Raw genomic sequence first — 17909 nt, forward strand, 5'->3', positions numbered from 1 at the left:
CACTCGTGGTGTCATCCGGCGCAGAATCCTCTATAAAGCAGGTACTGCCATTTGTTTTTGCTCATAAAAATCAGTCACAAATTCATCTAAGGTATTGCTCGCAATCGCCTCTCGTAAACCTTGCATTACACGCTGGTAATAGCGTAAGTTGTGAATGGTATTTAAGCGTGCTCCAAGTATCTCATTGCACTTATCTAAGTGGTGGAGATATGACCGAGAATAATTTTTACAAGTGTAGCAATCACATTTTTCATCAAGCGGACCTGTATCGGTTTTATGCACCGCGTTACGAATTTTTACCACGCCGTCAGTCACAAACAAATGACCATTTCGTGCATTACGGGTTGGCATGACACAATCAAACATATCGATGCCACGTCGCACGGCTTCAACAATGTCTTCTGGCTTACCAACCCCCATTAAATAACGAGGTTTGTGAGCTGGGATTTTATCGGCTAAATGATCCAAGACGCGGATCATGTCTTCTTTGGGCTCACCGACTGATAAACCACCAATGGCATATCCATCAAAACCGATGTCTTCTAAACCGCGCAACGATATATCTCTGAGGCCTTCATACATGCCGCCCTGCACTATGCCAAAGAGTGCTGAAGGACTGTCTCCATGTTCGGCCTTGCTGCGCTTCGCCCAACGTAAAGACAATTCCATCGAAATACGCGCTTCGCTTTCTGTAGCGGGATAAGGCGTACACTCATCGAAAATCATGACAATATCAGAGCCTAAGTCACGCTGAACCTGCATAGATTTTTCAGGGGTAAGTAAGATTTTTTCACCGTTGATGGGCGAACGAAAGGTCACCCCTTCTTCGGTAATTTTACGAAGATCCCCTAAACTGAACACCTGAAAACCACCTGAGTCAGTCAGAATAGGTTTGTTCCAGTGCATAAAATCGTGCAAATCACCATGTTGTTTGATGATTTCAGTACCAGGCCGAAGCATTAAATGAAAGGTATTCCCTAAACAGATATGCGCACCGGTTTCATCTAACTCTTCAGGGGTCATACCTTTTACTGTGCCGTAAGTACCCACTGGCATAAATGCTGGTGTCTCAACCACGCCACGATCAAATATCAAGCGACCGCGACGGGCTTTGCCATCAGTATTGTCTAATTCAAATTTCATTCTTCGTATCCTGCTAACCGGAAAACAGTCCAGTGCTGTATGTAAATGTTAGTGCGCCCGTCATCACTCAAATTTGTGGCAAATTGTTAAACGCTTCATTGACATGAAACTAGCGGCACCAAAAAAAGTCGCGGGATTATATATGAATTGACGCCTAGGGAAAAACTTTTAGCTCAGGCTTCTGTCCGCTTTTCGATAAACATGGCGTCGCCATAACTGAAAAAGCGATATTCCTGCTCAATTGCTTGCTGATAAGCATCGAAGATATGGTGTTTGCCCGCGAATGCGCTCACCAACATAAGTAAAGTTGACTCAGACAAATGGAAATTGGTTAAGAGTGCATCAACAATCTGAAATTCATAACCTGGGTAAATAAAAATACTGGTATCAGCAAAAAAGGGCTTTAGTGCCGTGTTTGCAGAAATTGCTGCCTGCGCCGCTGATTCGAGTGAACGAACTGAGGTAGTGCCCACTGCCACCACGCGCTTGCCAGCCGCTTTAGTTGCCACAATAGCATCAACCACTGACTGACTGACTTCGGCGTACTCCGAATGCATTTTGTGCTCTAGTATATTATCAACTCGCACTGGCTGAAATGTGCCAGCTCCGACGTGTAAGGTCACAAATTCTATTTGTACCCCTTTGTCTTTTAACTGCTGCAAGATGCCTTCATCAAAATGTAAACCAGCAGTTGGCGCGGCGACGGCGCCTGGCACTTGGTTATACACGGTTTGATAGCGCTCTTTATCAGAATCTTCATCCGGTCTGTCAATGTAGGGGGGAAGTGGCATATGACCAAATTTCTCTAACACAGCAAGCACTGGCTCATCAGTCAAAAAACGCAGTTCGAAGAGTGCATCATGGCGAGCTAACATTTCAACATTCACACTGGACTCTAGTCGCAACTGACTACCTACCTTGGGTGATTTACTCGCTCGAATGTGGGCTAGTACGCGATGTTCATCGAGGATCCGCTCAACCAGTACCTCCACTTTTCCGCCTGATAGTTTTTGCCCTAACAGGCGGGCTGGGATCACACGAGTATTGTTAAACACCAATAAATCACCAGCTTCAATTAAATCGACAATGTTCTTAAAGTGGCGGTGCTGAACTTCGCCACTATTACCTTGTAGGTGCATTAATCGGCTTGCACTGCGCTCAGAGGCTGGGTATCTGGCAATAAGGTGTTCAGGTAAATCAAAGCGAAAGTCGGCAAGTTTCATAGCAGTCTCTTAAAAATTAATTGTACTTTATTACGTATGTTTATCTATACATGGAACCCGTTCTGGATACCCAATCACGGTTGATGTTGAAGTTTAAAAGTTTACACTTCTCTCACAGTTTATTTATTGACGTTTCTCCTAAGACATGACTGTTTTTGCCCGACCTCCTTTGAGTGTCGGGCTTTTTTTTGCTTCATTTTTTAACCACATCGCAGTATTTTTCGACGATTTTGCCTAACACTAATGCGATATCCGCGTAATTTTATCAAGGTAGCCCATTAAAAAAGCCGAAATAACAAAGGTCAAATGCACCATCACATACCAGAATAACTTGTCATTACTGATATTGTCAGCGTTCATAAATACTTTTAACAAATGAATCGAAGAAATAGCAACGATAGAAGCGGCCACTTTATTTTTCAGTGTGCCCGAATCAACTTTACCCAGCCAACCCAGCTTTTCTTTACCTTCATCAATATCGATGCGGCTGACAAAGTTTTCGTAACTAGAAAACATCACCATAATGAGTAGTCCACCAACCAGAGCCATATCAACTAAAGATAAAATAACCAAAATAAGATCTGTCTCCTTAATGCTGAACAAGATCGGCACCAAATGAACAATCTCTTGAAAAAACTTTATGACCAACGCTAACAACGCTAAACTCAAACCGATATAAACAGGTGCTAATAACCAGCGCGCGTTATACAGTATGTTTTCAATATATCTTTCCATTTACCACTCCCCTGCTAAACCCGTTGAATGTTCACTCATCTAGTTGTCGTCCTAAATCATTAAAAATATCAACAATGTCATCTCGTTCAATACGCCGCATATTAAGCACATACATGATTTGTAACAACAAATCCGCTCCCATGATGCCCTTATTTACTTTATTTCTTAAGTTGTCTGCGCTTTGATTGACCCCTATGCTGAGCAATCTATCACTGAGGTCCTGGTATTTGGTGCCGCGTTTTGACATTTCGGCTTTCAAAATACGCTGTACAAGCTGGCGCCAATCAGCAGGACGAGGTTTGTTTTCAGTTATTGTATTCATATATATGAGTCTTTCAGGTTACGTTTCGCAATTTATTGAAACCGCTTAATGTGACGTATAATTTACATTTAAAACAAATAATAATCAAATGTTGAAAAAATAATTTGACTATTTGTTTTTTTGCTGGCTAAACTATGGCCTGTGATGTCGATGATGTGCATCACAACTTGGTCATACGACTTACAGGAGAGTAACCATGGCATGGGATCTTAACCAACTTGAGGCCCTATTGAGTGACAACCAAGATTTGGTTGTGACTAAAGAACAAAACTGCTTGATGATCGCTAACAGTGACGGAATAGACGCGTGGTTAGCCATCAGTGGTGAGCAAATCATCGTTGAAACCTTATTGTTCGCTAAAAGTGAAGTCAAGGATAGTGCAGCGTTAAATGAAGAAATTTTAAAAACCCACATGCTGTTCCCGCTGACAACAGTAGGAATATCGCAAGTAGGGGGTGATGAATACTACACAGCATTTGGTTCACTCAGCTCTCAGTCAAAAGCCGAAAGCATTGTCATTGAATTGAATACCCTGTTCCAGAATGTGGAAGCATTTATTGATGCTTACCAGATACATCTAAAATAACTGAGGAAACGATTATGTCAGTTTGGAGAAAATTAGTTACAGCCATTAAAGGTGGCGCAACAGAAGCAGCCCAGAGCGTGGTAGATGGTCAAGCCATTCGTATTCTTGAACAAGAAATCCGTGAAGCGAAAGACGAGTTGCGTAAGTCTGACCATGCCAGAACCCAAATTTTGGCTAAATGTAAATTAGCGCAGCAAAAAGTAGACAGCTTGCAGGGTTCGATTGAACAGTACGAAGCTCATGCTCGCAAAGCGGTGGATACTGATCGCCAACTGGCTCTTGATTGCGCTCAAAAAGTAGCTGAGTTAAAAGCTGAACAAGAGGCGGAAAACCAATACTTAGCGCAATTCCGCCAGTCAGAAAAGCAATTGGCAAACAATATCAGTCAAGCGAAAGCAAATTTAAAACGCCTTGAGCAACAAGTTGATATGGTCAAAGCCACTGAATCGGTACAAAAAGCCCAAGTGGCGGTGTCATCGCGTCACTTAGGTGCCAACAGTAAAATGAAAACAGCGACTGAATCGTTGCAACGTATTCAAGAAAAACAAACTTTGCGTAATGCTGAATTGCAGGCCGCTGAAGAACTTGCTGCAGATGAAAGCAGTGATGATTTAGAAAAACGCTTGGCTGCTGCAGGGATTAAAGGCAGTAAAGTGTCTGCTGATGATGAGTTAAGTCGAATATTAGGTCAATAATAGGAGTCTTCGCGCTAAATGATTAGCAGAAAACTTCGTAAACTTATAACGAGAGTATTTTCGGAGATGCGCTGGTACACCATTGTACTGGCGCTTGCTTTTTATGCCGCAAGTACTTGGATATTATTATGGTTAGCGGATGAGAAAGCTCTCATTCAAAGTACTGATTTTATTTATTGGCTTGTAGTAACAGGCTCCACTGTCGGTTATGGTGATTTTTCTCCTTCTACCGAAGCGGGTAAGTATCTCGTCGCTTTTTACGTCATTCCTTTAGGTCTCAGTATTTTTGCTTTAGTCTTAGGCCGCGTTGCCAATTGGGTTTCAAATCAGTGGCAAAAAGGAGCAAGAGGTTTGAAAGATTTAGATATTGAAGATCACATACTCGTTTTAGGCTGGAACGGGCACCGCACCTTACGATTATTAAAATTACTGCTGCGCGAACGGGCCTCAGTAGAGGGTAATCCCGCTATTGTGTTATGTGTCAGGGCCGATATTACCAACCCTTTGCCGGACGAAATTGAGTTTGTCAAAGTCTCCACCTTTAGTAATGACATCGATATGGACAGAGCATGTGTGGCAAGCGCAAAAGTCATTTTGATGGATAACCCTGAAGATGATCTCACCATGACCACCGCCCTTTATTGCAGTCAGCGCAACCCAAATGCACAAATGGTGGCTTATTTTAATGACGAAAGCTTAGTTCCTTTATTACAAAGACACTGCCCGAATATTGAGTGCACCCCGAGCGTGGCAGTAGAAATGCTAGCAAAGGCCGCGTTTGATCCCGGTTCTAGTTTGTTGCATCACGATTTGCTGGATGTGGATGAAGGCAATGCCCAATATTCTGTTACCCTACCCTCTGATATTCCGCCAATTAAAATCGCGCAATTATTTATGGGTTTAAAAAGAGACTATCGAGCAACCCTGATTGGTCTAGCGCGAGCCAACGACAAGCTGTCAATTCAGGTAAACCCAGATTTATCCGAAGATGTATTTGGCGACGATAAGATTTTTTACATTGCTGATGAAAGAATCCAAAAGTTTGATTGGCAGGCCTTTGTAGGAGAAACCTATGTTTAGCCGTTTGTTTGGTAAAAAAGCCCCGGAAAAAGCAAAAACCCCAGAGATTATGGGTCTGTATTTGGGCGGTTCATTTCAAATAGAACCCTTGAAGCTGCGAGTATTAGAGCCACAATTAGTCATAAACAAGGCCGCTTCAACTCATATTATTCAAGCGGTAGGCGAAGTGAATCTCGACACTGGCGGTAAAATTTTGCGTTTTTACACTGACGATGATGCGTTTTTACAAGTTATTTTAGACGGCGGTGACACTGAAAGTCACATTACCGATGTAAAGCTGTGGTACTTTTATGAGACGAAAACCGTTGGTAGTGATAAACAGTGGGAAACGCTTATTAATGAAGGCATTTCACAAGCTCATTATAATGTTGAGGGATATCAGTTTTCGAGGGTGTGGGAAGCCATTGGCGATAAGTCCCCCCCCGTAGCAATGACTGAGCGTACCTACGAAGAAGATGGCGATGTCAGCGAAACCGACCAATTTGTGATGCTTTATGAACGCGCCTTGGATGACGACCAAGTTGAAACCTTGCTGGTTTGTGGTGAAGAAAAGTTGATAAACGGCAATTTTGATCGCTGTTTAGTGCTAAGCACAGGCTTCAACCTGACCCAAGGTGATATAACAATCAACGGATAATGCCCCAACAAAATATAGACAGCTAAGAGGAATACACATGGACACGATATTACATTCAATTGCAGGCTTGGGAAATTTTGCTTTATATTTTGCGATTTCCATTGCCTTGTTGTTTGTCTTCAAAATTATCTATGCTTTTGTCACACCACACGATGAGTGGAAACTGGTTAAAGAAGACAAAAATGTCGCCGCTGCCGTTGGTTTCGGTGGTGCGATGATAGGTTTCAGTATTGCCTTAGCAGGTGCCGCGACCAATTCCTTATCATTGATTGATTTTATCATCTGGGGGATCGTGGCCATATTGGCTCAATCTGTTGCCTTTGCTTTGCTTCGCTTTACCTTTATGCCCAAAATTGCTGAACGCATCAATCAAAACGAAGTGTCTGCAGGAACCATGTTAGCGGCAATGTCGATTTCAGTAGGGCTGCTAAACGCTGCCTGCATGACCTACTAGGAGGGTTTATGCCAGCTACGCTAAAACGCTCAAAGTCTATTAATCTGTCTAGAATGCGCAAAGGGTTTACCGTTAAGCCTTTGGCCTTAGGTATTGCCGCCATTTTTTTAAGTGCATGTGGCGAAGAAAAACAAGACGCGACCATTTACACCAATGCAGATGAGTGTGCCCAAGCCAATCCAGGTATGGTTGAACAATGCAACACCGCCTATCAAGACGCACTTGTTGAAGCACAGCGCACCGGGCCAAAGTACGCTTCAGCCAGAGATTGTGAAGCAGAATTTGGGGCAAATCAGTGCCAAGTAGTACGCCAAGAAAGTGGCTCTTTTTTTATGCCCTTCATGGCCGGTTACATGTTAAGTAATTTACTATCGCCTCGCGGTTATTATAGCCAGCCAATGTATACCTCTTACTCACCCTACTCTTCGTATCGAAATCGCTGGGTTGGCTCAGATGGTTATGATTTTGGTGACACCCGCAAACGCAATATGCGGGTTAATAAAGACGCCTTTAAAGCAAAACCTGCGGTCAGTAAAACCATGAGCCGAGGCGGTTTTGGTAGCAGTGTAAGAGCAAAATCTAGTTGGGGTAGCAGCTCATCAAAAAGTAGTTGGGGCAGCTAATAATAGCGTTTATTTATGCTTAGAGTAGACATTCAGGAAAGGGATAATTGGCGTAAAAAAGCCTCTGAGTTTGGTTTTACGTTCCATACCATGCAAGGCGAGCCCTATTGGGATGAGAGCGCCTATTACCAATTTACTCTCAAACAAATAGAAAAAGATCTTGAAGATCCCACCGAAGAAATTCACCAACTGTGTTTGGCTGTGGTCGACCACGTCGTCAAAGACGATGCATGGCTAAAGAAGTTTCAAATACCGGAATTGTTTTGGCAACCTATCTTAGATTCTTGGACCAATAGAGACCCGAGTCTTTATTCGCGTTTAGATTTTGCTTACGACGGAAACGGCCCAGCTAAATTATTTGAAAACAACGCAGATACCCCCACCTCTTTATATGAGTCAGGCTTTTGGCAGTGGCTGTGGTTAGAAGAGCAAGTAGACAAAGGCAAGCTCAGTAGGCGAGCGGATCAGTTTAATTCTTTACAAGAAAAACTGATTAACCAGTTTGCTAAAATGGCCAAGCATTATGCAATTGATTCAATGCATTTTGCTTGCTGCAAAGACACAGTAGAAGACAGAGGCACCGTGCAATATTTACAAGACTGCGCGTCAGAGGCGGGGCTCATCAGTCAATTTGTGTTTATTGAAGATATTGGCATCAGTGAAAGTGAGCACTTTACCGATTTGAACGACTGCGTCATTGATACATTATTTAAACTGTATCCGTGGGAATTTATGCAAAGAGAAGCGTTTGCTTCCTTCATTATGCCTGCCCAAGTCAATTGGATAGAGCCTTTATGGAAGTCTATCTTGTCAAATAAAGCCCTATTACCCATGTTATGGAAACTGTTTCCTAATCATCCCAATCTACTCCCTTCATATTTTGAAGATGAATTACACTTGGCAAAAGAGCAAAAGCTGGTTAAAAAGCCTTTGTTCTCCCGTGAAGGCGCCAATATCAGCGTAATAGAACAAGGTCGCACCACAATTGAAGGGCAAGGCCCCTATGGCCAAGAAGGCTTTATTTATCAAGCCTTTCACGCCTTACCTACCTTCGGTCAAAATCATACATTAATCGGCTCATGGTTAGTGGATGACAAACCTGCAGGTATCTCGATTCGCGAAGATAAATCACTTATTACCCAAGATTTATCGCGGTATTTACCCCATATTATTTTGTGACAATTTGACACTGCTTTTAAATGCAAATGCGCTCAAAATATAAAACAAGTCAGCAAACGGTATTGAACTCTGTAACATGAATCTACGTTGGAAAAATCTAGACACTAAGCAACAAATAAAGTGGGTAGTGACGGTAATAGCGCTCGTTTCGGCTATTGAAATTATTAACCTGTTAAGTGCAAGGGCGCTCAATCAATTTGGTAATATCCCGCGCTATGTTCCGGGTTTAAAAGGTATTATCTTTGGTCCATTTTTACATGGCAGCTTGCAGCATTTTTTCTCTAATATTATTCCTTTGGCTATTTTTACCTACCTAACCTTGCAATACGGTACAAAACGATACTGGCTTGTTACCCTTTGGATCATAGTGTTGTCTGGCATCTTAGTGTGGCTATTTGGCCGCTCCGCTAGTCATATCGGTGCCAGCGGACTCATTTACGGTTATTTTGGCTTTTTATTGGTCGCGGGCTTTTTGAGCAAAAGTTTTAAATTGTTGATCATCTCGTTAGTTGTCGCCTTTTTTTACGGAGGACTCATTTTTGGGGTGATGCCAACCAGTTCATTTGTGTCTTGGGAGTCACATTTGTTTGGCTTTATCACGGGTATCATAGCCGCGAAATTATGGGCAAAGCCTACAAATTAATCCTAGCGATTAACTAAAAGTTTTAATAGGTCTGGTACAACAAAAAACCTATAATGAAAAGGTAATTAGCGTTGTTAAATAGGTATTCAATGAGCGAAAAGAACGAAAAGAAACCAGGAGGAATGTTAGGTAATTTAGCCTTCAACATCATAATTCCTGTATTGATTATGACCAAACTCAGCGGTGAAGATAGCCTCGGGCCCGCTTGGAGTATTGTAGTGGCGTTAATATTTCCTATTGGCTTTGGTTTATGGGATTTAAAACAATCGGGCAAAGTAAACGCTTTCTCGGTACTTGGCATCGTCAGTGTCATACTCACAGGTGGTATTAGCTTATTGAAATTGCCTGCTGAATACATCGCAATAAAAGAGGCGGCGATCCCAGCGCTGATTGGATTAGCAGTATTAATCACTCAACGTACTAGTAAACCCTTGCTCAAAGTACTTGTGCTGAATGAGCAGATTGTAAATTGGCACAATCTCAATCAGTCTCTGGCGGCATGCGGTAAATCAGCCTTGTTCGAAAAGAAGCTGGCTATTGGCTCTTATATTGTTGCGGGTTCGTTTTTTATGTCCTCAGCACTGAACTATATTTTAGCAAAAGTCATACTCGTTAGCCCTCCTGGAAGTACTGAGTACACCGAAGAGCTTGGCCATATGACGGCCTTGAGTTACCCCGTTATCGTTATTCCTAGCATGGTTATGTTACTTGGGGCGCTATGGTACGTGTTTTCGCAAATCAAAAAGTTAACTGGACAAGATCTCGATCACTTCTTAGTAGATGGAAAATAATACGAGAAAATAGCACATAAAAAAAAGCCCCCAATAGTTGGAATATTCAACTTCTGGGGGCTTTTTTACAATTGCGGTTTAACTCACATTTTACTTTTTACCCAATAAACTAAACACATTTTTAGCGATGTCGGTGTTGTCTACATGCCCTTTGAATAGATCTTTTCCTGGACCTTTAGCAAATACTTGCACATCAATACCTGTGTGGCCTGTGGTCGTCCAACCCGTGATAGTACGCTGATCTAAAATAGACTTTAATGCAGAGTAAAACACCTTGTAGTCACTCGAATCAATATTGTTAAGCTGGGTTTGTTCTTCTTTATTTAACTCAAATCCTAATTGCTCATTAGCAGTAGCAATACGATCCTCGCTTTTAACTAACTGCATAGCGATAGTAGTTGGTGAGCTTTTAAGATTTTTTAGCCATTCAGGTTGCCAGTTGTATTCTCCCCTCGCGCCTATCGTCATGCCCCCAGTGCTGTGATCGGCTGTCACAACAAATAAGGTATCAGGATGTGCATCGACATACTCAGACAACCACATCAACGTTAATGCCATATCGTGCATCTCGCCCATTGATGCGGCGATATCATTAGAGTGCCCACCCCAATCGATTTGGCTTCCCTCAACCAGTAAAAAGAAACCCGCGTCATTTTCTAATTGCTTGACAGCGGTTTTAACTAACAAAGGTAAACGCTGTTTTTCTGGGGTATCTAAGGCCCAAGGCATACCAACGTCAGAAAATAACCCAAGGGTTGGAGTATTGGCTTTCAATTGCTCTACATCTTGCAGTTTATCAATATATTGATAGCCTGCATTTTTAAACTCTTCGACTAAATTTCTGTCGTCTCGAATGAAGTATTTCCAGCCACCACCTAACATGACATCAAGTGTAAATTTGCCATCTAACTTTTCATCAAAATAGCTATTGGCTATTTCATCATAGTTATGGCGGCTGACATTATGGGCAGAATATCCAGCAGGCGTAGCGTGGTTAATTTGCGATGTGACCGCAACCCCAGTTTTAAGGCCTTGTAGTTTTGCGTATTCAAGTACAGTTGGCACAGGCTGTTTATTAGCATCAACGCCAATAGCACCATTATAGGTTTTCACCCCAGTTGCGAGGGCTGTTGCGCCTGCGGCCGAATCGGTTACAAAACCTTCGGTGTGCACTGGGTGAGTACTTGCCATACCAACAAGTAGTTTATCAAAAATGGTTAACTCGACTTCAGGAGTGGCTTTGTCATCCATCAACATTCTGTAAGCTGTTGTGTATTCTGGCCCCATTCCGTCGCCAACCACCATGATGATATTTTTGGGCATCGGATTGGCATTTAGCTGGCTACACAGCCCCGCCAACAATAATATTGCACTCTTTTTCATCGATTCTCCGTGACGTTTTAGATAGTAATCAGTTCGGAGTATAAGCTAGGATGTGCAGCAAAAGGTATTGAAAACAAACATGTTTACAATTTTTCAGTAACGCCAGTCTGATAGTAAAAAATCTACGGCGTTGTGGGCCCATCTAAATTGAGGACTTCGCGCATTCGCTGTTGTACCACCTCAACTAACAAATCAGGTTGAAACTTTGAGATAAACCGATTACAGCCAACTTTTTCCACCATCGCTTCATTAAAACTACCACTTAAGGATGTGTTTAAAGCAATAAATAGATCGCTCATACGGGGGTCTTGACGCACCTCGGCGGTTAAGCGATACCCATCCATTTCGGGCATTTCGGCGTCTGTGAACATCATAAGTATTTCATCTGTGACCTTTTTACCTTCATCAGCCCATTGTCGGAGTTTATTTAGGGCTTTTAAACCGTCTTTTTCTTCAATGATGACAATACCAAGTTGCTGCAACGTTTCTCTTATTTGCCAACGGGCTGTGGCTGAATCATCTACTATCAAGACTTTTTTGCCTTTCAAATGTTTAGAGACAGGATCATCAAGAATGTCGGCAGAGATAGACGTATCGTATTCAATGATTTCTGCGAGTACTTTCTCAACGTCAATAATTTCAACTAATTCTCGCTTACCTTCGATATCGACTTGGGTAATAGCTGTTAAGTAATTGTTTTTCCCTGCTGTTGTCGGAGGAGGCTGTATATTGCTCCAAGACGTATTAATAATGTTCATAATTTGGCCGATTAAAAAGCCTTGAACACTACGATTGTATTCGGTGATGATCACATTGCCTGGCTGGTAGTCATCTTTACCACCCATCTTGATAGCTGCGCGTAAATCGATAATGGGAATTGAAGCGCCTCTATAATTAGTGACACCTTTTAAATTAGCGTGAGAGCCCGGCAAATGATTTAGTGAGGGCACGGTGATCACTTCGCGTACTTTAAACACGTTTAGCGCAAAAGTGTGCCTTGTTCCTAATTTAAACATCAATAATTCTAGTCGATTCTCGCCCACTAACTGGGTTCTTAAATCAATTGATGCTAATAACTCTGACATATTTTTCCACCATCGAATTCGCTGATGCCTAATAGTAATCGAATATTAAGCTACATTCTCATTAATAAATAGTAGCCACTGATTTCACAATTTACCTAATAGTTTCATGGACCACGCCACAACATTCACACAATGAATATTGAAAATGAAATATATACTCTTCCTGTATACCTTATTTTTGACATAGGATGTTTTCAACGCGGAGAGCTTCGCAACGTGAATCAGCTCTCCAAGCTGTTTAACCCTACTATTAAAGGACCATCCTTATGTCACAATATCAACAAGATATGGCTACAGTTGAGAAATTAGTTTCTGAACAAAACGGTACGTGGAATGCAATTAGCCCTACGTATGCAGCTCGTATGAAAATGCAAAACCGATTTAAAACAGGTCTGGACATTGCTAAATATACCGCTGCTATTATGCGTAAAGACATGGCTGATTATGATCAAGATTCTGCCAAGTACACCCAGTCACTAGGATGCTGGCACGGTTTTATTGGTCAACAAAAAATGTTGGCGGTTAAAAAACACCATGGCACAACAGACAAACGTTATTTATATCTTTCTGGTTGGATGGTTGCAGCTCTGCGTTCTGAATTTGGTCCTTTGCCTGACCAATCTATGCACGAAAAAACCACTGTGCCAGCCTTGATTGAAGAGCTGTACACTTTTTTACGTCAAGCCGACGCTCGTGAAATTGGTGAATTGTTTAAACAGTTAGATAAAGCACCCGAAAATTCCGCTGAATATGACGATGTTTTAGCAAAGATAGAAAACTATCAAACTCATGTGGTGCCAATTATTGCTGATATTGATGCAGGTTTTGGTAACGAAGAGGCTACATATTTACTCGCTAAAAAAATGATTGAAGCGGGTGCATGTTGTATACAAATTGAAAATCAGGTATCTGATGCGAAACAATGTGGTCACCAAGACGGCAAAGTCACTGTTCCTCACGAAGACTTTTTAGCAAAAATTAACGCCGTACGTTATGCATTTTTAGAACTTGGTGTAGATGATGGGGTGATTGTTGCTCGCACAGATTCACTAGGCGCTGGCTTGACGCAAAAAATTCCGGTGTCACAAAGTGCTGGCGATTTGGCCGCTCAGTACAATAGCTTTTTAGAAACATCGAAAGTGAATTCTGTGGCCGATCTTAATGAAGGCGATTCGGTATTAAAACAAAACGGAGAACTTGTTAAGCCAGTGCGCTTGCCTAATGGTCTGTACAAATTTAAAGACAACAGTGGTTTTGATCGCGTTGTACTGGATTGCATTACCTCTTTACAAAATGGTGCGGATTTACTGTGGATCGAAACTGAAAAACCGCATGTGGGTCAAATTGGAGACATGGTACGTGCTATAAGAAAGACAATTCCAAATGCAAAACTGGTCTATAACAACTCACCTTCATTCAACTGGACACTAAACTTCCGCCAGCAGATCTTTGATTTATGGTTAGAAGAAGGGAAAGACGTAAGCGCTTACAAACGTGATGCCTTAATGTCTTCAAGCTATGACGATTCTGAGTTAGCTATTGTAGCTGATACCAAAATCAGAACCTTCCAAGCTGATGCGGCTCGAGAAGCTGGTATTTTCCATCATTTGATTACCTTGCCGACCTACCACACTGCAGCACTGTCTACTGACACCTTAGCAAAAGGGTACTTTGGTGAAGAAGGTATGTTGGCTTATGTGAAAGGCGTACAACGTCAAGAAATTCGCCAAGGTTTAGCTTGCGTTAAACATCAAGCAATGGCGGGTTCTAATTTAGGTGATGATCACAAAGAATACTTTTCTGGTGAACAAGCCCTTAAGGCCTCAGGCAAAGACAACACCATGAATCAGTTTGACATGATCGCTTAATTTCTTAGCACTTATTTTGATAGCGAGCGACTCATAGCTCGCTATCATTTTTATTTATTATTTCTACTCTCGCCATTCAATCTATCGCTCATTAATCTTTTGCTTCCTCACACAGAACATTTTTCAAATCAAACTTAAACTATTGTTTTTAATAAAGTTAATTAAACCAATGAAAATTACTATTTTTACTGGTAATCCTTATCTAGACTAGTAGAATTCATCAACTAAATACTAAACTACGGAGCATCATGTAAATGAATATAGCTAAAATAGACTTAAATTTGCTGGTTTATCTCGATGTTTTGCTCAGAGAAGGCAGTGTCACCAAAGCAGCAAATCATCTGAGTATCACTCAACCTGCAATGAGCAATGGTTTAAAACGTTTGCGTGATGTGTTTAAAGACCCTTTACTGGTGCGTACCAGCGACGGCATGACTCCCACTAAACGCGCCGCAGAACTTCAGCCGATTATCCGAGATGTGCTGTCTAAATTGGAGTCGGCGATTCAACCCGAAACTGAATTTACCCCGCAAACCAGTACCCGAACATTCCGCATCATGGCCAGTGACTACGCCGAGTCGACTTTATTACTCGAAGTTATTCGTCGCTTAAGTGTATTTGCACCTCATATTACCTTAGATTTAATTACACCAAGCGATGTCACCTTCCATGATGTTGAACAAGGCCGGGTAGACATGGCAATTAATCGCTTTGAAGAATTACCTTTGTCCTTCCATCAAAAAGTGATTTGGTACGATAGTTTTTCTTGTGTTGTAAAAAGTGACAACCCGATTGTTAAGCAGTTTGACTTAAATAACTATTTGGGCAGTCGCCATATCTGGGTGAGTAAAACAGGCTTTGGAGTGGGCGTAGGCATAGATCCTACCGAAGTACAAAAACTTGGTTGGGTAGACGCAGAGTTAACTAAAATCGGCAAAAAACGAGATATTTGTGTATTCACTCGCCATTATCATGTGGCGCTGCAGCTGGCAAAGGCACAAAGCTTAGTGGCAACCTTACCTTCAAAAGCCGCTAATCTTTATAAAAATGATCCTGAAATGGTGATATTGCCCCCCCCCTTTGACATCCCCCCCATTGCGTTAAAAATGGCGTGGAGCGCACTTTTGCAACATGACGCAGGGCATATTTGGCTAAGACGGCTCATCACCGATATTGGTGCAGAGCTAAGTTAGAGTTAGGGCCACCACCTTCATTCACAATAAAAATACTTATTATGCTTAGCATAAATTAAACAATATAGCATAACTTGCATAGTATGGACTTAGGGTAACCACAAGATGAGTACGTCATGAAAAATTACATCCAGTTTGGCAATATGCACGTTGCGCAACAATTACACGAATTTTTAAGTCAAGAAGTATTGCCCAATTCTGGCTTGCTTGAGCCGGTTTTCTGGCAAGGTTTTGAAACGCTGTTAGCGGACATGATCCCGCAGAACAAACAATTATTGAAAAAAAGAGACTCCTTACAAACATCAATTGATGAATATTGCGTCACGCACAAAACGCCTTCGCTGGCTGACTACAAATCATTTTTAACAGATATCGGATATTTGGTGCCAGAGCCAGAGAACTTTTCAATTGGTACGCTTAATGTTGATCCCGAGATCGCCACCATGGCAGGCCCTCAACTAGTTGTTCCAATCAACAATGCTCGGTTTGCGATTAATGCCGCTAATGCCCGCTGGGGCAGTTTATATGATGCGATATACGGCTCAGACATCATCGACCAAGATGAGGGCAAGGCTAAAACGAAAGCGTTTAACCCAACAAGAGGCAAGGCAGTCGTCGCTTATGTCCGCGATTGGCTTGATACCCTGCTCCCGCTTAAGTCTGGCAGCCATATTGATAGTATTCGCTATGCGCTATCTAACGGTGAGCTAACAGTTTCGCTTAAAGACGGCAGCACAACGACCTTGCAAGCCCCAAGTCAATTAAAGGGATTTACTGGTAGTTTAACGCAACCCACCGCATTGCTATTTGTGCATAATAATCTGCACTTTGAAATTGATTTTGATGGTGATAAACCCAATGCCAGTGGCGACATTGCCAAAATAAAAGATGTCATCGTTGAGGCCGCATTGACCACGATTATGGACTGTGAAGACTCTGTGGCAGCGGTTGATGCCGAAGACAAAACCCTTGTATATAAAAATTGGCTGGGACTCATTTTAGGCAACCTGTGTGCTGATGTTCAACAAGGTAGCAAAACCTTCACTCGATCACTCAACCCAGACCGGGGCTACCGTGACTTTAGCGGTAATCAATTTAGTCTGATGGGGCGAAGCTTGATGTTCATCCGTAACGTCGGACATTTAATGACAAATGACGCCATATTATATGCAGGCGAACCAGTGCCTGAGGGACTAATGGATGCGGTTATTACCTCTTTGATTGCCAAACACGATTTACTTGACCATGGAAAATATAAAAACAGCCAAGCGAATAGCATTTATATCGTTAAACCTAAGATGCACGGACCTGAAGAAGTTGCCTTTAGTGACAAGGTATTTGCCAAAGTTGAAGAGATTTTAGACTTACCTTTAAACACAATAAAAATGGGGATTATGGATGAAGAACGCCGTACGAGTGTTAATTTAAAAGCGTGTATTTATGCCGCCAAAGACCGTGCGGTGTTCATTAACACCGGTTTTTTAGATAGAACCGGTGACGAGATTCACACCTCTATGTTACTGGGCCCCTTTGCCCCAAAAGCCGAAATAAAAACCAGACCTTGGTTGACGGCCTATGAAAAGTTAAACGTAATAAATGGCATGCAAACTGGCATGTCAGGTAAAGCACAAATCGGTAAAGGTATGTGGCCCATTCCTGACCAAATGGCCAATATGATGCAAGCAAAACTTGGCCATGTTAAATCCGGCGCGAATACCGCTTGGGTGCCCTCCCCTACAGCAGCTGCCTTACATGCACTGCACTACCATAAAGTGAATGTATTTAACCAACGAGCACAACTTGAACTAGCCAGTGAAGGGATGCTCGACGCCATACTCGATATACCATTGCTTGATCCTAAAGTGGTGCTCGATGAAATTACCATTCAGCAGGAATTAGACAACAATGTTCAAGGAATTTTAGGTTACGTAGTGCGCTGGGTAAATCAAGGTGTTGGTTGCTCAAAAGTACCTGACATTAATAATGTAGGCTTAATGGAAGACCGTGCCACATTGCGCATATCAAGCCAACATATTGCTAATTGGCTCGAACATAAGATCGTATCAGATGAGCAAGTAAACGCTTCGATGTTAAAAATGGCAGCACTGGTAGATAAGCAAAATGCCAATGATCCAGAGTACATTGCAATGACCGACAACATTGAAAACTCTATAGCCTTCGAAGCCGCCAAAGAATTGATATTTAAGGGAAAAGAACAGCCTAATGGTTACACAGAGCCGGTGCTGCATGCCAAGCGAAGAGAGATGAA

The 17909-nt window shown here is 42.1% G+C and carries 18 protein-coding genes; 12 read left to right on the forward strand and 6 right to left on the reverse strand.

The window, feature by feature from the left end; genetic code table 11:
* Nucleotides 1-30 precede the first annotated feature (30 nt).
* The 4 genes from tgt to NWQ57_RS03445 form a co-directional block, all read right to left on the reverse strand.
* Nucleotides 31-1143 (reverse strand): tRNA guanosine(34) transglycosylase Tgt, encoded by a 1113-nt coding sequence (gene tgt, locus NWQ57_RS03430; RefSeq protein ID WP_306020652.1) that lies wholly within the window; start codon nt 1141-1143, stop codon nt 31-33.
* Nucleotides 1144-1316: 173 nt separating this feature from the next.
* Nucleotides 1317-2366: a tRNA preQ1(34) S-adenosylmethionine ribosyltransferase-isomerase QueA gene (gene queA, locus NWQ57_RS03435; protein ID WP_306020653.1), complete on the reverse strand. Its 1050-nt coding sequence runs from the start codon at nt 2364-2366 to the stop codon at nt 1317-1319.
* A 240-nt stretch (nt 2367-2606) separates the two neighbouring features.
* A complete protein-coding gene (locus NWQ57_RS03440; RefSeq protein ID WP_306020655.1) occupies nt 2607-3101 on the reverse strand; it encodes a TIGR00645 family protein in 495 nt (164 codons plus the stop codon).
* A gap of 31 nt (nt 3102-3132) precedes the next feature.
* Nucleotides 3133-3423: a DUF6471 domain-containing protein gene (locus tag NWQ57_RS03445; RefSeq protein ID WP_306020656.1), complete on the reverse strand. Its 291-nt coding sequence runs from the start codon at nt 3421-3423 to the stop codon at nt 3133-3135.
* Between the two features lie 196 nt (nt 3424-3619).
* On the opposite strand from NWQ57_RS03445, the gene NWQ57_RS03450 reads away from it, so the two are divergent.
* The 9 genes from NWQ57_RS03450 (at nt 3620) to NWQ57_RS03490 (ending at nt 10111) form a co-directional block, all read left to right on the forward strand.
* A complete protein-coding gene (locus NWQ57_RS03450) occupies nt 3620-4009 on the forward strand; it encodes a YjfI family protein (RefSeq protein WP_306020657.1) in 390 nt (129 codons plus the stop codon).
* Between the two features lie 14 nt (nt 4010-4023).
* A complete protein-coding gene (locus tag NWQ57_RS03455; RefSeq protein ID WP_306020658.1) occupies nt 4024-4704 on the forward strand; it encodes a PspA/IM30 family protein in 681 nt (226 codons plus the stop codon).
* An 18-nt stretch (nt 4705-4722) separates the two neighbouring features.
* Nucleotides 4723-5784, forward strand: a complete 1062-nt coding sequence (locus NWQ57_RS03460) for a potassium channel family protein (RefSeq protein ID WP_372340880.1) — start codon at nt 4723-4725, stop codon at nt 5782-5784.
* Entirely contained in the window at nt 5777-6421 is a 645-nt protein-coding gene (locus NWQ57_RS03465) for a YjfK family protein (RefSeq protein ID WP_306020659.1), read from the forward strand. The genes NWQ57_RS03460 and NWQ57_RS03465 overlap by 8 nt, the downstream gene beginning before the upstream one ends.
* A 37-nt stretch (nt 6422-6458) precedes the next feature.
* Nucleotides 6459-6875 carry a DUF350 domain-containing protein gene (locus NWQ57_RS03470; RefSeq protein WP_306020660.1) on the forward strand — a complete coding sequence of 139 codons (417 nt, stop codon included), beginning with the start codon at nt 6459-6461 and terminating at the stop codon, nt 6873-6875.
* Nucleotides 6876-6883: 8 nt separating this feature from the next.
* On the forward strand, nt 6884-7498 hold the full coding sequence (locus NWQ57_RS03475) for a DUF1190 family protein (RefSeq protein WP_306020661.1): 615 nt from the start codon (nt 6884-6886) through the stop codon (nt 7496-7498).
* 15 nt (nt 7499-7513) lie between these two features.
* A complete protein-coding gene (locus tag NWQ57_RS03480) occupies nt 7514-8677 on the forward strand; it encodes a glutathionylspermidine synthase family protein (protein ID WP_306020663.1) in 1164 nt (387 codons plus the stop codon).
* 76 nt (nt 8678-8753) lie between these two features.
* On the forward strand, nt 8754-9320 hold the full coding sequence (locus NWQ57_RS03485) for a rhomboid family intramembrane serine protease (RefSeq protein WP_306020664.1): 567 nt from the start codon (nt 8754-8756) through the stop codon (nt 9318-9320).
* A gap of 89 nt (nt 9321-9409) precedes the next feature.
* Entirely contained in the window at nt 9410-10111 is a 702-nt protein-coding gene (locus tag NWQ57_RS03490; RefSeq protein WP_306020665.1) for a VC0807 family protein, read from the forward strand.
* Between the two features lie 90 nt (nt 10112-10201).
* On the opposite strand, the gene NWQ57_RS03495 is transcribed toward NWQ57_RS03490, so the two are convergent.
* Together NWQ57_RS03495 and NWQ57_RS03500 are read right to left on the reverse strand one after the other, a co-directional pair.
* Entirely contained in the window at nt 10202-11494 is a 1293-nt protein-coding gene (locus NWQ57_RS03495; protein ID WP_306020666.1) for an alkaline phosphatase, read from the reverse strand.
* A gap of 122 nt (nt 11495-11616) precedes the next feature.
* Complete coding sequence (locus NWQ57_RS03500) at nt 11617-12579, reverse strand: chemotaxis protein CheV (protein ID WP_306020667.1); 963 nt, start codon at nt 12577-12579, stop codon at nt 11617-11619.
* Nucleotides 12580-12845: 266 nt separating this feature from the next.
* Here NWQ57_RS03500 and NWQ57_RS03505 point away from each other — a divergent pair, with 266 nt between their 5' ends.
* From NWQ57_RS03505 to NWQ57_RS03515, 3 genes are all read left to right on the forward strand, one after another.
* A complete protein-coding gene (locus NWQ57_RS03505; RefSeq protein WP_306020669.1) occupies nt 12846-14447 on the forward strand; it encodes an isocitrate lyase in 1602 nt (533 codons plus the stop codon).
* A gap of 254 nt (nt 14448-14701) precedes the next feature.
* Complete coding sequence (locus NWQ57_RS03510; protein ID WP_306020671.1) at nt 14702-15640, forward strand: LysR family transcriptional regulator; 939 nt, start codon at nt 14702-14704, stop codon at nt 15638-15640.
* Nucleotides 15641-15756: 116 nt separating this feature from the next.
* Nucleotides 15757-17909 (forward strand): malate synthase G (locus NWQ57_RS03515; protein ID WP_306020673.1); only part of this gene is annotated, 2153 nt, incomplete at its 3' end.

Source organism: Paraglaciecola sp., assembly GCF_030730205.1.
Taxonomy (GTDB): domain Bacteria; phylum Pseudomonadota; class Gammaproteobacteria; order Enterobacterales; family Alteromonadaceae; genus Paraglaciecola.

What these genes read in the sequence shown, in the direction of transcription:
- NWQ57_RS03470 (WP_306020660.1), top strand. Translation starts at nt 6,459, where the DNA reads ATGGACACGATATTACATTCAATTGCAGGCTTGGGAAATTTTGCTTTA.
- NWQ57_RS03495 (WP_306020666.1), bottom strand. Translation starts at nt 11,494, where the DNA reads ATGAAAAAGAGTGCAATATTATTGTTGGCGGGGCTGTGTAGCCAGCTA.
- tgt (WP_306020652.1), bottom strand. Translation starts at nt 1,143, where the DNA reads ATGAAATTTGAATTAGACAATACTGATGGCAAAGCCCGTCGCGGTCGC.
- NWQ57_RS03480 (WP_306020663.1), top strand. Translation starts at nt 7,514, where the DNA reads ATGCTTAGAGTAGACATTCAGGAAAGGGATAATTGGCGTAAAAAAGCC.
- NWQ57_RS03505 (WP_306020669.1), top strand. Translation starts at nt 12,846, where the DNA reads ATGTCACAATATCAACAAGATATGGCTACAGTTGAGAAATTAGTTTCT.
- NWQ57_RS03450 (WP_306020657.1), top strand. Translation starts at nt 3,620, where the DNA reads ATGGCATGGGATCTTAACCAACTTGAGGCCCTATTGAGTGACAACCAA.
- NWQ57_RS03500 (WP_306020667.1), bottom strand. Translation starts at nt 12,579, where the DNA reads ATGTCAGAGTTATTAGCATCAATTGATTTAAGAACCCAGTTAGTGGGC.
- NWQ57_RS03475 (WP_306020661.1), top strand. Translation starts at nt 6,884, where the DNA reads ATGCCAGCTACGCTAAAACGCTCAAAGTCTATTAATCTGTCTAGAATG.
- NWQ57_RS03460 (WP_372340880.1), top strand. Translation starts at nt 4,723, where the DNA reads ATGATTAGCAGAAAACTTCGTAAACTTATAACGAGAGTATTTTCGGAG.
- NWQ57_RS03440 (WP_306020655.1), bottom strand. Translation starts at nt 3,101, where the DNA reads ATGGAAAGATATATTGAAAACATACTGTATAACGCGCGCTGGTTATTA.
- NWQ57_RS03465 (WP_306020659.1), top strand. Translation starts at nt 5,777, where the DNA reads ATGTTTAGCCGTTTGTTTGGTAAAAAAGCCCCGGAAAAAGCAAAAACC.
- NWQ57_RS03445 (WP_306020656.1), bottom strand. Translation starts at nt 3,423, where the DNA reads ATGAATACAATAACTGAAAACAAACCTCGTCCTGCTGATTGGCGCCAG.
- NWQ57_RS03455 (WP_306020658.1), top strand. Translation starts at nt 4,024, where the DNA reads ATGTCAGTTTGGAGAAAATTAGTTACAGCCATTAAAGGTGGCGCAACA.
- NWQ57_RS03485 (WP_306020664.1), top strand. Translation starts at nt 8,754, where the DNA reads ATGAATCTACGTTGGAAAAATCTAGACACTAAGCAACAAATAAAGTGG.
- queA (WP_306020653.1), bottom strand. Translation starts at nt 2,366, where the DNA reads ATGAAACTTGCCGACTTTCGCTTTGATTTACCTGAACACCTTATTGCC.
- NWQ57_RS03490 (WP_306020665.1), top strand. Translation starts at nt 9,410, where the DNA reads ATGAGCGAAAAGAACGAAAAGAAACCAGGAGGAATGTTAGGTAATTTA.
- NWQ57_RS03510 (WP_306020671.1), top strand. Translation starts at nt 14,702, where the DNA reads ATGAATATAGCTAAAATAGACTTAAATTTGCTGGTTTATCTCGATGTT.